This window comes from Ruegeria sp. CK3 (genome assembly GCF_056536565.1).
The window spans coordinates 247,896-262,736 of record NZ_JBQFPV010000006.1; the positions used below are offsets into that span (position 1 = coordinate 247,896).

Here is a 14,841-nt window from a genome sequence, read left to right on the forward strand (position 1 = left end):
GGGGCCTGTACAACCCCGCCCAAACGCCCGAGGAGTCTGAAGCCCGCATATGCGTCTGCCCTATTTTGTAGCTGTTTGTCTGATCTTCCTTGTCTCTGCAGGTCTGTCCCTTTTGGCTGCGGGCTTTGCCGTGACAAAGGTCGAAGACGCCTCGGAATTCGCCGTCCGACGTGCACTGGACCTGAAAGGTCACAACTGGGCCGAGGTCGAATCCGACGGCCTGCGCGTCATACTCACGGGCACCGCGCCGGATGAGGCGATCCGCTTCAATGCCCTGACCGCTGCTGGGACCGAGGTCGACACTTCTCGCGTCATTGATGAGATGGACGTAGCCGCCACATCAGCACTGGCCGCCCCCAGGTTTTCCGTAGAAATCCTGCGCAATGACAGCGGTGTCTCGGTAATCGGCCTGATCCCGGCCAGCGAGGACCGCGAGTCCCTTATGGACGGGTTACAGGCGCTGGACAGCGACCATTCCGTCTCAGATCTGGTCGAAACCGCCGACTACCCGAAACCCGATGGCTGGGATGATGCGCTGGCCTATGCCGTGCTGGCCCTGTCCGATCTGCCGCGCGCCAAGATATCGGCCAGTCCCGGCCTTGTCCGGATCACTGCGATTGCCAACAGCCAGCAGGAAAAAGAGCGGTTGGAGCAGGACCTGACCCGCGCCGCGCCGCCAAGTGTTCGGATCGGTCTGTCCATATCAGCCCCGCGCCCAGTGATCACGCCCTTCACTCTGCGCTACCTGATTGACGAGGCCGGAGGGCAGTTTGACGCCTGCTCCGCCCAAGATGAAGACGCCCGCGATCAGATCATCGCAGCGGCAGAGGAAGCCGGTCTTGCCGGACCCTCGTTCTGTACCATTGGTCTGGGTGTACCCTCCCCCCGCTGGGCAGAAGCCGCAGAAAAGAGCATCAACGCGCTTGCTGAAATCGGGCAAGGATCGGTGACGATGTCGGATGCGGATATCACTCTGGTCGCGGCTCAAGGCACGAACTCGGAGCTGTTCGACCGCGTCGTGGGTGAGCTGGAAAACGCACTGCCCGCGGTGTTCGCCCTTCATGCCGTGCTGCCCGAGCCCGAGGTCGCGGATGAAACCGGACCCGTGGAGTTCTCTGCCACCCGCAGTCCCGAGGGTCTGATTCAATTGCGCGGCCGCGTCGGTGACGACGTTCTGCGCGACATGGTCGACAGCTACGCCCGTGCGGCGTTTGGGTCCGACAATGTCTATACCGCGACCCGCATCACCTCGGATTTGCCGATGGATTGGCCCGTGCGCGTTCTGGCCGGGCTTGAGGCCCTGTCACAACTGCATAACGGCGCACTGACCGTAACGCCCGAGTTGGTTGACCTGAACGGCATCAGCCATGATGAAGAAGCCAAGGCCCGGATCGCGGGTCTGCTGTCGGACAAGCTGGGCGATGCGCAGAACTTCACCCTGTCGATCACCTATGTCGCCCCGCCCGAACCTGAAGACGCCCTGCCCGATCCTGAACTCTGTGAAGAAGGTATCGCTGAAATTCAGGCCACCAGCAAAATCGCGTTCGAGCCAGGCTCGGCCACCATCGCTGCTGAGTCGCGCGATACGGTCAATCAGATCGCAGATATCCTGCGTGATTGCGGCCCGATCCGGATGGAGATTCAAGGTCATACAGACAGTCAGGGCCGTGAAGAAATGAACCAGCAACTCAGCCAAGCGCGGGCTCAGTCGATCCTGAACGAGCTGCGCGGACGGCGCATTCCGACCTCAAGCTATACAGCCGTCGGCTATGGTGAAACACAGCCAATCGCCGACAATGACACCGAAGAGGGCCGCGAAGAAAACCGCCGGATTGAGTTCCGCCTGATCCGGCCGGAACCCACTGAGGCCTCGGAAACCGGACTCGAGGCGCTTGAGACCGGGGCGGAAGACCAGACCGAGACGTCCGCATCAGAAGACCAGACCGAGACGACCGCGCCGGATGCGGAAGCAGAGGACCAGTAAGTTGAACAGAGTAGAATTCATCATCGCCACCGCCGTCATCCTGTTCGCGGCTTTCTGCATGGGATGGTTTGCAAACTGGCTGGCCCATCGCCTGTCCCGTGTGCGCCAAAGTGACGTTGCCGATCTGGACCGTATGAGCCAGGAACTGCACGAGGCCGAGGAAACCCGCGATCAGGCCATCACCTATCTGCAGCAGCGCGAGGCCGAGCTGACCAACCAGCTGACCCAGACCGAGGCAGAACTGGCCGCTGCCATGGACGGCCTCCGCGCCGCCCGGCAAGAGGCCGAAGAAATGCGCGGACGCATCAACAACGCGGACTAATACGACCCGCTGAGTCTTTTTCTCACGCTCCGCTGATCAGACGACAGGTGAGTAAGCACCGCCACTAGGAGTGATTGGTGGCGTTTCGGATTTTACCTGAGTCATCCGGCAACACGAACGTCCCAAGACTGCTGAAAGCGCGGCAGAGTCTTCGTATCCCGGGTTAAACCCGAAGCGCCTGCGCGGCTTGGTTCGGCGGGTTTTAGCCGATCTGACTCCGGTTTCTTTAGTTTTTCAACAAATTCAACATAATGAATGAGTGTGTTTTTGCCTGCACACAGAATTGTCCTTTTTCTGTAAAACTGGAGTCTATCATGAATTTCCAAGTTACTTTGAAAACCGCCGCTACCCTTGCCGCATTTGGCACAACTGCCGCCTTCGCCTCGAGCGATGTGATCCCTTCCGAGAATGACACGTTTTCGAAATGGGGCGAGGAATCCGGTTGGACCATCTATGTGGATGATACCCGCGGCTCTTGCCTCATTGAGCGTGTCGACGAAAATAACAACGTCGTACAAATGGGCCTGACCAAGGATCAGGAAATGGGATACCTTGGTGTCTTCACTCAGAATGACATTGGCCTGAAAGGCAAAAAGGAAGACATCATCCTGTCACTGGACGGCAATGTCTACGAAGCCAAAGCCTACAAGAAGACCAAGCATCTCGCGGAAGGGTATACAGGAGGCTACATTCTGGCCAACAACCCGCAATTCGTTGAGGACGTCATGAAAAAGTACGATATGACAGTCTTCCCGGAAAAAGAGAGCGGATTTACCGTAAGTCTTGATGGCACCTTGAAAGCGATCGAGGCGGCGCGGACCTGCAATACGGAGCAGAATAGCTAAGCTATTCCATTTGGCCCGGCACTTGGAAACGGGTGCCGGAGCCGACCTCTACCACCGCGTCAGGGCGTCTTCGTCTTCGTCCTTGGCGGCCACCCATTCGGCACCGGAATTGGTGATCTCTTTCTTCCAGAACGGCGCGCGGGATTTCAGGTAGTCCATCAGATATTCTGCCGCCTCGAACGCATCCTTGCGATGCGGTGCGGCTGTTGCGACCATCATGATCCGATCGCCCGGGGCCAGCCTGCCGTGGCGGTGGATCACCAGAACATCGCCCAAAGACCAACGCTGCTGCGCCTCTTGTGCGATCTTGGTCAGCGCGCGTTCGGTCATGCCGGGATAATGCTCGATCTCCATCACATCCAGATTGCCCGAGGCCAGATCGCGCACGACACCCGTAAAGGTCACGATCGCGCCGTTGGCGTCATCACCAGCTGCAAAGGCATTGGCCTCGGCCCCCAGGTCAAACGCCTCTTCCTGAACCGCGATCCGCATCTCAGCCGCCCGTCATCGGTGGAAAGAACGCAACCTCACGCACTCCGGCCAAGGGGGCATCAAAATCCGACAGCTCCTGATCCAAGGCCACTCGAAGCGCAGAGAGATCGGCAAAGGCCGCAGCATAACGATCCTCACGCGCGCTGAGTTCAGCTACCAGATCAGACACGGTCGCAGCTTGCGTTTCGACCTTTTCTTTCGGCAGGCCGATGCGTTCGCGGACCCAGGCGAAATACAGCACGTCCATCGGTTAGCTCTCCTTCAAATGCGGCATGGCTTTACGTAGGTAGTCATAGCCGCTGATCAATGTCAGCGTGGCGGCAATCCAAAGCAGCCACAGGCCAATGCGACCTGACCAGAACATTCCCTCAAGGTGCCAGCGGATGTTGTTGATGTCCTCAGCCTCTCCGGTCAAGACCTGATCTATGATCGTGGGATCCATGCCGAAGGTCGCCATGACGAAATTATGCTCAAAAATCCCCTGCGAGAACAGGATTGCGATGGCAAACATCTGGGCCGTGGTCTTCCACTTGGCCAGCTTCGTCACCTTGAGCGTTCCGGCAACATCACCCAGATATTCACGCAGGCCCGAGACGAACACTTCACGAAACAGGATCACGGTGGCGGGCAGCACCAGCCACGGGGTCCAATGCTCGGTCGAATAGCCGACGAGGATCATCAGCGCGATCACGACCATGGCCTTGTCGGCAATCGGATCCAGCATCGCGCCCATCTTGGTTTCCTGTTTCCAGGCCCGCGCCAGATAGCCATCAAACCAGTCAGTGATCGCGGCGGACATGAACAGGATCAGGGCGAACCAGTCGGCATAAGGACGGGTGAAATACAAAAACATCACGGCCAGACCGGGCGCTGCCAGCAGGCGGAGCAAGGTCAGAATATTGGGCAAGTTCCACTTCATGAACCGACACTACATCGCCGCCCAGGGACAGAAAAGACAGACAAATGAAAAACTGACCCGTTCACAGAGGGTTGTGGAGCAAAAAGTCAAAGGGTCGCAACCAGGAACTCTCGGGCAGATACAGCTTGGCCCGGGGCGGCTTTGCGGTCAGATTGGCGCACGGCTCAGCAGCGACGGAAGACCATGACCGCACATATTCGAACCGACCCCCGATCAAACCTGATCGGAAGCGCATGGATGATCGCCGGCATGGCACTGTTCGCGCTCGAGGATGCGCTTTTGAAAGGGGCCTCGGCACATTTGCCGATCTGGCAGATCCTGATCCTGTTTGGTGCCGGTGGCGCGATCATCTTTGCCGCCGTCGCCCTGCTGCGTGGCGCCAGCTTGTTGCATCGGGATGTGCTGTCACGGCCCATGAAAGTGCGCGTTCTGTTCGAAATCCTAGGACGGATGTTCTACGTGCTGGCAATCACGCTGACACCTCTGTCAGCGGCGACTGTGATCCTGCAGGCGACCCCTCTGGTCGTAGTGGCAGGTGCCGCGTTGTTTTTCGGCGAAACTGTCGGCTGGCGACGGTGGAGCGCGATTCTGGTTGGTCTGATTGGCGTCGTGGTCATCATTCAACCAACCGGAGACAGCTTCTCGGCCCTGTCGATCCTGGCTGTTCTGGGTATGCTTGGCTTCGCCGGGCGTGATCTGGCCAGCCGCGCCGCCCCCGCGACACTGGGGACCGAGGTCTTGGGCTTCTACGGCTTCCTCTGCATTATCGTCGCCGGTCTGGCCTATCAGTTCTGGGAAGGGGTGCCGATGGCTCCGCTGGACCTGAACACTAGCCTGCACGTGGGCGGAGCGATCCTGATGGGCACTGCCGCCTATGCCTCGCTCATGAAAGCCATGCGAACGGGTGAGGTCTCGGCCGTTACGCCGTTCCGCTATTCCCGCCTACTGTTTGGCGTCGGGCTGGGCGTGGTGATGTTTGGCGAGACGTTGGATCAGACCATGTGGATCGGCAGCGCACTGATCGTGGCCTCGGGGCTGTATATCCTGTGGCGCGGCCGAAGGGCCTAGCCCTTGTCGTGGAAGAAATCATAAACCTTCTGCGCCAACCCGGCCGAGATCCCTTCGACCGCTTTCAGATCCGCAAGATTGGCCCGGCTGACCGCCTTGGCACTGCCGAAATGAGCGAGCAGTGCACGTTTGCGAGCGGCCCCTACACCGGGGATTTCATCCAATGGTGTCGCGCCCACGGCCTTGGCCCGTTTCGCGCGGTGGGTACCGATGGCAAATCGGTGCGCCTCATCCCTCAAGCGCTGAATGAAATACAGCACGGGGTCGTTACGCTTCAGGGCAAAAGCACGCTGACCGATCCGGTGGAATTCCTCTTTGCCGTGATCCCGATCAACGCCCTTGGCGACGCCGACCATCGGGATGTCTTCGACGCCATGCTCGACCATGATCTCATGCACGGCACTCACCTGCCCGGCCCCGCCGTCGATCAGCAAGAGATCGGGCCACATGCCCTTTTCACGATCCGGGTCTTCCTTTTGCAGGCGGGTGAAGCGGCGGGTCAGAACCTCTTTCATCATCCCGAAGTCATCGCCGGGCGTCAGATCGTCACCGCGAATGTTGAATTTGCGATAGGCGTTTTTCATGAAGCCTTCGGGGCCAGCGACGATCATGCCGCCGACCGCATTGGTGCCCTGAATGTGAGAGTTATCGTAGACCTCAATCCGATCCGGAGGCGCGTCGAGATCAAACGCCTCAGCCACACCGCGCAGCAATTTGGCCTGCGTGGCACTTTCCGACATGCGGCGGGCAAGCGACTCACGCGCGTTGCGCAGGGCCCCGGCGACCAGTTCCTGTTTCTCACCGCGCTGGGGCACGAGGATTTCAACCTTGCGCCCGGCTTTCTCAGTCAGCGCCTGCTCCATCAGATCCGCGTTTTCGATCCCGTCCGACAGGATCAGTTGACGCGGTGGTTCCTTGTTGTCGTAGAACTGGCCGAGGAACGCCTCCATCACCTCAGCCGGGGACACATCCGCACCGACCCGAGGGTAGAAATCCTTATTCCCCCAGTTCTGGTTCGCGCGGATGAAGAACACCTGCACACAGGCCTGCCCGCTATCCATATAAAGGCCAATCACATCCGCCTCGGTCACGCCGCGCGGATTAATGCCTTGACTGGTTTGAACCTGCGTCAGCGCACGAATACGATCCCGCAGGCCGGCGGCACGTTCGAACTCCATCGCCTCCGAGGCGGCCATCATCTGTTCGGCCAACTCCTCCTGCACCTTGGTGGACCGGCCCGAGAGGAAGCGTTCGGCATCCTTGACGCTTTCGCGGTAGTCACCCTCGGAAATCAAACCGACACATGGTCCCGAACACCGCTTGATCTGATAGAGAAGACAGGGGCGCGTGCGGCTGTCGAACATGGAATCCGAGCAATTGCGCAGAAGGAATGCTTTTTGCAGCTGGTTCAGCGTCCGGTTCACTGCACCTGCGCTGGCAAATGGGCCGAAATACGCGCCCTTCTCTTTCTTGGCACCGCGATGCTTTTTGATCTGAGGATAAGCATGATCCTTGGCGACCAGAATGTTCGGGAAACTCTTGTCGTCGCGCAGCAGCACGTTGTACTTGGGCTTGAGCTGCTTGATCAGGTTCTGCTCCAGCAGCAGCGCCTCGGTCTCGGTCCTTGTGGTCAGGAACATCATCGAGGCGGTCGAGGCGATCATTTTCTCGATCCGTCCCGAATGCCCCGGGCGCGTGTAGTTCGACACCCGCGCTTTAAGGTTCCGCGCCTTGCCTACATACAAAACCCGACTGTCCGCATCCAACATCCGATACACACCGGGCGAGCTGTCCAGCGTTTTCACATAGCGCTGGATGCAGGCATAACCGGTGGGCTGAAGCTCGGGTGTCGATTCGTCCTGGGTTGTCATGGGCCTGAGATATGATTCTCTGTCTATGGCTGCAATCTTGGGCGCTTCAGTTCAAGAGAAAACAAATCCACGGTTTCTGTGGATAAGTATGAAGATAAGTTTCCGTGAGCGTAGAATCTTCCTTGTTTCCTTGCTTGTTCGTCAATTTGCACAAAAAACAGGCATATACTTAAGTGATTGTTTTTTATCGATATTTTTTTACACGCTTAGCAAGTGTATGAAAAATAAGACGTTTTTGTAACGGCTAAGTAACGCCAATGAGAGCGGTGCAAAACTTGCAACGGATTTACTTATTCTACGCCCAGCACATCCGGCGTTTGCCATCCCAAATGCTGCCCACCATCCACGCACAAAAGCTGCCCAGTGACAGCATGCGCGTCCAGAAAATAGCCCAGTGCTGCGGTGATATCTGACGGGTTCGAGCCCCGCTCCAGCACTGTGTTGGCGCGCTGGGTTTTGAAGTGCTGTTCGCTCTGACGATGTCCCTGCATGGTCGGTCCGGGACCGATGGCGTTGACGCGGATTGCGGGTGTCAGCGCTTGGGCAGCCGTGCGCGTCAGGGCCCACAGGCCCATCTTGGCGATGGTGTAGCTCATGAATTCGGGCGTCAGTTTCCGCACCCGCATATCGACCATGTTGACGATCAAGCCAGAGGCCTGCGGCTCTCCCTGCGCATCCGTCTCAGGTTGCAAGCCCTGTTCGGCCATAGCCTGAGTCAGAACGAAGGGCGCGCGCAGGTTGCTGTCGAGGTGCCGGTCCCAGCTTTTGCGCGTGGCCGTATGGATATTGTCATACTCAAAAACCGACGCGTTGTTGACCAGACAAGTGATCGGCCCACCCAGAGCCTCAGCCGCGCGAGGCAGCAGGGCGGTCACCTGCGCCTCATCCAGAAGATCGGCCTGTAGCGCCACAGCTTTGCGGCCCAGCGCCTGAACTTCTGCAACCGTCTCAGCCGCGGGCTGTTCCGAGGTCGCATAGTGTACGGCGACATCATACCCGCGCCCTGCCAGATAAAGGGCCATGGCTCGGCCCAAGCGGATGCCGGCTCCGGTTACTAGCGCTCGGGACATGGATACCTCTTTCCGTCAGATCACATCAGCAATGTGGTGACATAAAGCGCATAAAGGAAAGTCAACACCAGACCCCAGATCCGCGAAATATCCTGTTTGAAGAACACAAACGGGATCAGCAGCAGCGAGGCGCCCAGCATGACCCACAGGTCGAATTCAAGGAATTCCGGGTCGACCGGGATGTTTCCGAACCACGTGGCAATACCGACGATTGCCAGCAGGTTGAACATGTTCGAGCCGATCACGTTGCCGAGCGCAACGTCCGCCTGACGCCGTAGCGCCGCCATAACGGTCGTTGCCAGTTCAGGCAGAGACGTTCCGACAGCCACAAGTGTCAAACCGATCACCGTTTCGGTGATCCCGTACATCAGGGCGATTTCGGTGGCGTTTTCGACCAATAGATGCGCGCCCATGGGCAGACCGATCAGGCCAAGGACCACGTAGATCGATATCTTCCAATAGGGCATGTTCGGATCGGCCTCTTCCAAACCGTCCAGCTCTTCGTCGTCGCCACATGCCCCGGCTGCATCGGCGCAGGCTTTGCGATGAGCCTTGGCTTCGCGAAACGCGTTCCACAACACAAGCCCAAGGGCAGCCAGCAGAATGGCGCCGCTGATCAGATTGAATACCCCGCAGAAGGCCAGGCCGATGAAGAGGACGCTCGCCAACAGCATGAAGACATAGTTCTTGCGGCTATCGCATTCGCTGGTGTGCAGCGTTGCCAACAAGGCAGGCAAGCCCAGAACCAAAAGGATATTCGCGGTGTTGGAGCCGACGACGTTACCCAATGCGATGCCCGGTGCGTTCTCCTTCACCGCGCTGATCGCAATCAGCAACTCAGGTGCCGAAGTGCCAAAGGCAACGATCGTCAGGCTGACGATCAAGGCGGGGACACCCAGCCGCAGGCTTAGGTTCACCGCACCGCGTACAAGTGCATCGCCTGCCAGCAACAGGATCACCAATCCGAGGCCGGAGAGCAGCCATGCCGTCATGTCCGGCCTCCTTTTTCACAGGCACAGGGGCCTTTGCCGATCTTGAACCGACCGCAACGCGGACATTTGGCAGAACTCAACCGGTTTTGGCCCGGAAAGCGCAGCTTGCCGAACATCGCCAAAACCCCCATGGCGACCAGAAACAGAGTGACGATCTTGATGATCACGTTACAGACCGAAACGCGCGAAGGCCGCCCGCTCCTCTAGCCCCGCTACGGCGTCCTGCGCCAGCGCGGCCCCGAAACGTGACCATATTGGTTTGCGCACGCCGTAGCGGCGGAACTTCACCTTGTCGCCGAAACGCTCCTGCATCTTGGGTTTCAGATGGGCGATGCCTTCGATCAAGCCCAGTTCCCGCGCGCGTCGCGCCAGCCAGATTTCACCAGTGAACAGATCAGCATCCGCATCCAGCTTGTCCCCACGACGGGTTTTGACATGGGTGATGAAATTCTCGTGGATGTCTTCCAGCAGGCGTTCCAGCCGCGCGACATCCTCTTCCTTTTCCGGGCGGAACGGGTCGAGCATGGATTTAGATTTCCCGGCCGTATGAACGCGCCGCTCAAAACCTTGTTTCACCAGAAACTCATGTGCGCCGAACCCGGCCGAGATCACCCCGATCGACCCGAGGACGGAGCTGTCATCGGCCCAGATCTCATCCGCTGCCGCCGCCAGCCAATACCCACCCGAGGCCGCAACGTCTTCGACAAAGGCCACGACCGGTATCTCAAGCTCGTCCGACAGCCGCCGGATACGCGCGCCGATCAGAGAGCTTTGCACAGGCGACCCGCCGGGCGAGTTGACCTCGAGCGCGACGGCCGCAGGCTTGCCTTTGCGAAAGGCCTTTTCCAGAACAGGTGCCAGCGAGGTATCATTCAACGCGCCGCGCCCGGCCATGCCGATGGCACCGGACAGGCGAACGATGGCCACGACGGGCGGTTTTTTGACAAAAGGCAGGCTGAGTTTCATGGGTGCCGATGTAGAGTGCCCCCATCGGCGAAACAAGGGACTCGCCGAACGCAAAACGCGGCGTTAGACAATTTCCTCACACCGATGGGCAAAAATGCAACGCCATAAAGCGTTTTGCGTTTTAGCTGAGACAATGCCACCGAGATGCGTGTTCGACCGCAGGGAGAGGCAGCGCATTTCCGTTCAAATCAAACGCAAAGCGATCTAGCTGCGGATACGCCAGCCGGTTTTGAAGATCCACCAGATGATCGCAAGGCACAGTCCAGTGAAAGCCACGATGGCCAAAAGACTGAACACGATCGGTACATCCGCAAGCCCATAGAACGACCAGCGGAAGCCTGAAATCAGATAGACCACAGGGTTGAACAAGGTGATCGTCTGCCACAGCGGCGGCAGCATCGAGATCGAATAGAACGTGCCCCCCAGAAAGATCAGTGGCGTGACAACCAGCTGCGGCACCAGCGACATCTGCTCAAAATTGCTGGCCCATATCCCGATTATGAACCCCAAAAGCGAAAAGCTGAGGCAAGACAGCACCAAAAACGTGGCCATCGCCAGCGGATGCTCGATCCGGATGTCGACAAAGAATGTCGCCGTCACAAGGATCACCAGACCGACGAACAGCGCCTTGGTGGCGGCCGCGCCTACGTAACCTATGACAATCTCGATGAAATTGACTGGGGCGGAGAGCAACTCATAGATCGTGCCCAGAAACTTGGGAAAATAGATCCCGAACGACGCGTTCGAGATCGCGAGCGTGACCACCGACAACATGATCAGCCCGGGCACGATGAATGCCCCGTATGATACGCCCTCCACCTCTTGAATCCGGCTGCCGATGGCCGTGCCGAAGACCACAAAATACAGTGAGGTCGACAGGACCGGCGACAGAAAGCTCTGAGCCAGAGTGCGGAAGAAGCGGGCCATCTCAAACCGGTAGATGGCGGCAATGGCGGTCCAGTTCATGCGGCCTCTCCCGACACCAGATTGACGAATATCTCTTCCAGACTGGATTGTCTTGTCTGCACATCCCTCAGAACCAGCCCCGATTGGGCCACGTCATTCAGCAGCGTTGTGATCCCGGTCCGATCCGCATTGGTGTCATAGGTATAGATCAGCGCATCGCCATTGCCGTTCAGAACCAGATTATGCGCAGCCAACCCGTCCGGTATGGCCGAGATCGGCTCGGTCAGCATGACCTCGATCTGTTTCTTACCCATCTGCGCCATCAGAGTATCCTTGTCCTGCACCAGCAGCAGCTCACCCTTGTCGATGACGCCCACACGGTCGGCGATGGCTTCGGCCTCTTCGATGTAGTGCGTGGTCAAAATGATGGTGACGCCCGCCTGCTTGAGCTCGGCGACGATCTCCCACATATCCTTGCGCAGTTCGACATCGACACCGGCTGTCGGCTCATCCAGAAACAGAATGCGCGGTTCATGGGCCAAAGCCTTGGCGATCAGAACCCGGCGCTTCATGCCCCCGGACAGTTCTTTGATCGCGTTCTTGCGTTTGTCCCAAAGCGACAGTTTGCGCAGGATCTCTTCGATCCGCGCGCTGTCATTGCCATAGCCAAACAACCCGCGGGAAAACCGGACGGTATTGTAGACCTTCTCGAACGGCTCCAGCGCGATCTCCTGCGGCACCAACCCGATCATCTTTCGGGCGGCGCGGAACTCGGCCTGGATATCGTGCCCACCGACCGAGACACTGCCCGAGGTCGGCGTGGTGATCCCGCAAATGGTCGAGATAAGCGTTGTCTTCCCCGCCCCGTTCGGCCCGAGCAGAGCAAGGATTTCACCTTCCTCAATGTCCAGCGACACGCCTTTCAGCGCCTCAAACCCGTCCGCATAGGATTTGCGCAAATCATTGATCGACAAAATGGTAGTCATGCCTGTTTCCCCGTTCTGGCAGAGACCCTATCGTTTCGCCTCCCGGTGGAACAGGCCAATTTCGCACAGAGCTCTGCGCAGAATTGCTGTAGGGTCTGGGGAACGCTGCACATACCGGAGAGATCCATGCTGAACGGAATACGCATTATCGAGCTCGAAGGCCTGGGCCCCGGCCCTTTCGCCGCCATGTTGCTGGCTGATCTCGGCGCGGATGTGATCACCATCCACCGCAAGGGCGGCGGCGTGACACCCGGCATGCCGGAACGCTCTGTGCTTGACCGGGGCAAACGGTCCGTTGCGCTTGATCTCAAGGATGCAACCGACTTGAACACCGCCAAGGAACTCATCACCACCGCCGACGCACTGATCGAAGGCTTCCGCCCCGGCGTGATGGAGAAACTGGGACTGGGGCCTGACATATGCCATGCGCTGAACCCCAAACTGGTCTACGGCCGCATGACCGGCTGGGGACAGGACAGCCCTTTGTCACACACCGCCGGGCATGACCTGAACTACATCGCCCTTTCGGGCGCGCTTTGGTACGCGGCGCAACCTGAAACACCGCCGCAAACCCCAGCTACTCTCGTCGGAGACATTGGCGGCGGGGCGATGTATCTGGTCACAGGCCTCCTTGCCGGTTTGCTCAACGCCCAGCGCACCGGTCAGGGCACCGTCGTCGATGCGGCCATCTACGATGGTTCGGCGCATATGATGAACCTGCTGATGAGCATGCGCCAAACCGGCAACCTGTCAGAAACGCGCGGCCAAAGCCTGCTTGACGGTCCACATTGGAGCCGCACCTACCGCTGCGCCGATAATGGCTTTGTGACGGTCCAGTGCCTTGAGCCAAAATTCTATGCCGAATTCCTGAACATTCTGGACCTGTCACAAACCCCCGACTTGCAGGAGCAATTCAACCCAAAGCTCTGGCCGGACCAAACGAAGAAACTGACAGACCTGTTCCTGAGCAAACCCCGAGACCACTGGGCCGCGCTGTTTCACGAAACCAATGCCTGCGTCGCCCCAGTCCTTGATCCGGTCGAGGCACAAAACCACCCCATGAACACCGTCCGCCAAACCTGGCAAACCGTGGATGGCACCTTGCAAGCCGCCGCCGCGCCCCGTTTCTCGACCACGCAATGGAGTGCCAAACCCAGCCCGGCCCGAGGCGAACACACCCAAGACATTCTGGACGAACTCTCCGACCAGACCCGATCCGCCCCTTCATCTGGCGAAAAACATCCCGGGGGATGAATTGGCCGAAGGCCAAGAAGGGGGCTGGCCCCCTTCCTTTTACCGCCCGCGCACCGTGTCGATCATCAACTGCACGTTCTCAGGATCCGCATCCGGCGTAATCCCGTGGCCGAGGTTGAAGATATGCGGTCCTTTGGAGAACGCCTCAACAACCCGCCGCGTCTCATCAACCAGCGCCTGACCGCCCGTCACCATATGGGACGAGGCCAGGTTCCCCTGCACACAGCCATCCACCTGCACATGCGCCGCCGCCCAGTCAGGCGCGACCGAGTTGTCCAACGCTACACAATCCACACCAGTTGCCTTGGCGAACCCGACATAGCCCTCTCCCGCCTCGCGCGGGAAGCCAATGACCGGAATACCGGGATGACGCGCCTTGATGGCCTGAGTGATCACACGGCACGGCTCAACCGCGTATTTCTGGAACGCGTCGCCTTTCAACGACCCGGCCCAGCTGTCAAAGATCTTGACCACCTCGGCCCCGGCCTCGATCTGAGCCGACAGATACTCGATCGTCGCCAGTGTGATCCGCTCCAACAGAGCCTCGAACAGGGCGTTATTCTCCTCGCGCAGCGCATGCGCTGGACCCTGATCAGGCGTGCCACGCCCTGCGATCATATAGGTCGCGACAGTCCACGGCGCGCCTGCAAATCCGATCAATGTCGTCTCGGACGGCAGTTCCTTCGACAGGATACGCACAGTTTCATAGACCGGGGACAGGGTCTCATGAATGTCCTCAACCGGCTTCAACACGTCAAAGTCGGATTGCTGCGTGATCGTCGAAAGGCGCGGGCCTTCACCTGTCACAAACCACAAGTCCGCACCCAGCGCTTGAGGAACCAGAAGGATGTCAGCAAACAGGATCGCCGCGTCGAACCCATAGCGGCGAATGGGCTGCAGCGTGACCTCGGCCGCCAGTTCAGGATTGTAGCACAGCGACAGGAAATCCCCGGCCTGCGCGCGTGTTGCGCGATATTCCGGCAGATACCGCCCGGCTTGACGCATCATCCAGATCGGCGGAGTGTCCTGAACCTCTCCGGCCAGTGCCCGCAGCAATTTCTTCGTCTCAGCCATCATCGCCCTCAATCTTGCGTTTCGTCCACGGGTCGGCGCTCAGTGGCAATTTGTCAAGCACCGCCCCCATTGTCAGGGCAAAGTGACGCGAC

General features: G+C 58.9%; 15 protein-coding genes. 5 read left to right on the forward strand and 10 right to left on the reverse strand.

From position 1 onward, the window contains the following. Nucleotides 1-49 precede the first annotated feature (49 nt). From ACR0C3_RS10635 to ACR0C3_RS10645, 3 genes are all read left to right on the forward strand, one after another. Nucleotides 50-1,984: an OmpA family protein gene (locus ACR0C3_RS10635; RefSeq protein ID WP_480758395.1), complete on the forward strand. Its 1,935-nt coding sequence runs from the start codon at nt 50-52 to the stop codon at nt 1,982-1,984. Between the two features lies 1 nt (nt 1,985). Next, the gene (locus ACR0C3_RS10640) at nt 1,986-2,306 is read left to right on the forward strand and encodes a hypothetical protein (RefSeq protein WP_170379160.1); all 321 of its coding nucleotides are present in this window, start codon (nt 1,986-1,988) and stop codon (nt 2,304-2,306) included. Between the two features lie 314 nt (nt 2,307-2,620). After that, nucleotides 2,621-3,151, forward strand: a complete 531-nt coding sequence (locus tag ACR0C3_RS10645; RefSeq protein ID WP_170553823.1) for a hypothetical protein — start codon at nt 2,621-2,623, stop codon at nt 3,149-3,151. Nucleotides 3,152-3,199: 48 nt separating this feature from the next. Here ACR0C3_RS10645 and ACR0C3_RS10650 read toward each other — a convergent pair whose 3' ends face one another. The 3 genes from ACR0C3_RS10650 to pgsA are packed head-to-tail and all read right to left on the reverse strand — an operon-like array spanning nt 3,200 to nt 4,562. Next, nucleotides 3,200-3,643 carry a molybdenum cofactor biosynthesis protein MoaE gene (locus ACR0C3_RS10650; protein ID WP_480758397.1) on the reverse strand — a complete coding sequence of 148 codons (444 nt, stop codon included), beginning with the start codon at nt 3,641-3,643 and terminating at the stop codon, nt 3,200-3,202. Between the two features lies 1 nt (nt 3,644). After that, a complete protein-coding gene (gene moaD, locus ACR0C3_RS10655; protein WP_170379166.1) occupies nt 3,645-3,890 on the reverse strand; it encodes a molybdopterin converting factor subunit 1 in 246 nt (81 codons plus the stop codon). Between the two features lie 3 nt (nt 3,891-3,893). After that, complete coding sequence (gene pgsA, locus ACR0C3_RS10660) at nt 3,894-4,562, reverse strand: CDP-diacylglycerol--glycerol-3-phosphate 3-phosphatidyltransferase (RefSeq protein ID WP_170379168.1); 669 nt, start codon at nt 4,560-4,562, stop codon at nt 3,894-3,896. Between the two features lie 183 nt (nt 4,563-4,745). Between pgsA and ACR0C3_RS10665 the strand changes: the two genes are divergently transcribed. Beyond that, the gene (locus ACR0C3_RS10665) at nt 4,746-5,630 is read left to right on the forward strand and encodes a DMT family transporter (RefSeq protein ID WP_480758398.1); all 885 of its coding nucleotides are present in this window, start codon (nt 4,746-4,748) and stop codon (nt 5,628-5,630) included. Here the strand turns inward: ACR0C3_RS10665 and uvrC are convergent. The 6 genes from uvrC to ACR0C3_RS10695 all read right to left on the reverse strand — a co-directional run bounded on the left by uvrC (nt 5,627) and on the right by ACR0C3_RS10695 (nt 12,421). Beyond that, nucleotides 5,627-7,501: an excinuclease ABC subunit UvrC gene (gene uvrC / locus ACR0C3_RS10670; RefSeq protein WP_480758400.1), complete on the reverse strand. Its 1,875-nt coding sequence runs from the start codon at nt 7,499-7,501 to the stop codon at nt 5,627-5,629. The two genes, ACR0C3_RS10665 and uvrC, sit on opposite strands and share 4 nt — an antisense overlap. A 290-nt stretch (nt 7,502-7,791) precedes the next feature. Then, nucleotides 7,792-8,571 (reverse strand): SDR family oxidoreductase, encoded by a 780-nt coding sequence (locus ACR0C3_RS10675; protein WP_170681589.1) that lies wholly within the window; start codon nt 8,569-8,571, stop codon nt 7,792-7,794. Between the two features lie 20 nt (nt 8,572-8,591). Next, on the reverse strand, nt 8,592-9,563 hold the full coding sequence (locus ACR0C3_RS10680) for a calcium/sodium antiporter (protein ID WP_170681587.1): 972 nt from the start codon (nt 9,561-9,563) through the stop codon (nt 8,592-8,594). 168 nt (nt 9,564-9,731) lie between these two features. After that, nucleotides 9,732-10,529, reverse strand: coding sequence for a S49 family peptidase (locus tag ACR0C3_RS10685; protein WP_480758401.1), 798 nt, complete (start codon nt 10,527-10,529; stop codon nt 9,732-9,734). 204 nt (nt 10,530-10,733) lie between these two features. Then, complete coding sequence (locus tag ACR0C3_RS10690; protein ID WP_480758403.1) at nt 10,734-11,495, reverse strand: ABC transporter permease; 762 nt, start codon at nt 11,493-11,495, stop codon at nt 10,734-10,736. Beyond that, nucleotides 11,492-12,421, reverse strand: coding sequence for an ABC transporter ATP-binding protein (locus tag ACR0C3_RS10695; protein ID WP_480758405.1), 930 nt, complete (start codon nt 12,419-12,421; stop codon nt 11,492-11,494). Before ACR0C3_RS10695 ends, ACR0C3_RS10690 begins: the two co-directional genes overlap by 4 nt. A gap of 126 nt (nt 12,422-12,547) precedes the next feature. Between ACR0C3_RS10695 and ACR0C3_RS10700 the strand changes: the two genes are divergently transcribed. Then, nucleotides 12,548-13,675, forward strand: a complete 1,128-nt coding sequence (locus ACR0C3_RS10700) for a CaiB/BaiF CoA transferase family protein (RefSeq protein WP_480758407.1) — start codon at nt 12,548-12,550, stop codon at nt 13,673-13,675. A 39-nt stretch (nt 13,676-13,714) separates the two neighbouring features. Here ACR0C3_RS10700 and hemE read toward each other — a convergent pair whose 3' ends face one another. Continuing rightward, nucleotides 13,715-14,749, reverse strand: a complete 1,035-nt coding sequence (gene hemE / locus ACR0C3_RS10705; protein ID WP_480758408.1) for a uroporphyrinogen decarboxylase — start codon at nt 14,747-14,749, stop codon at nt 13,715-13,717. Nucleotides 14,750-14,841 lie beyond the last annotated feature (92 nt).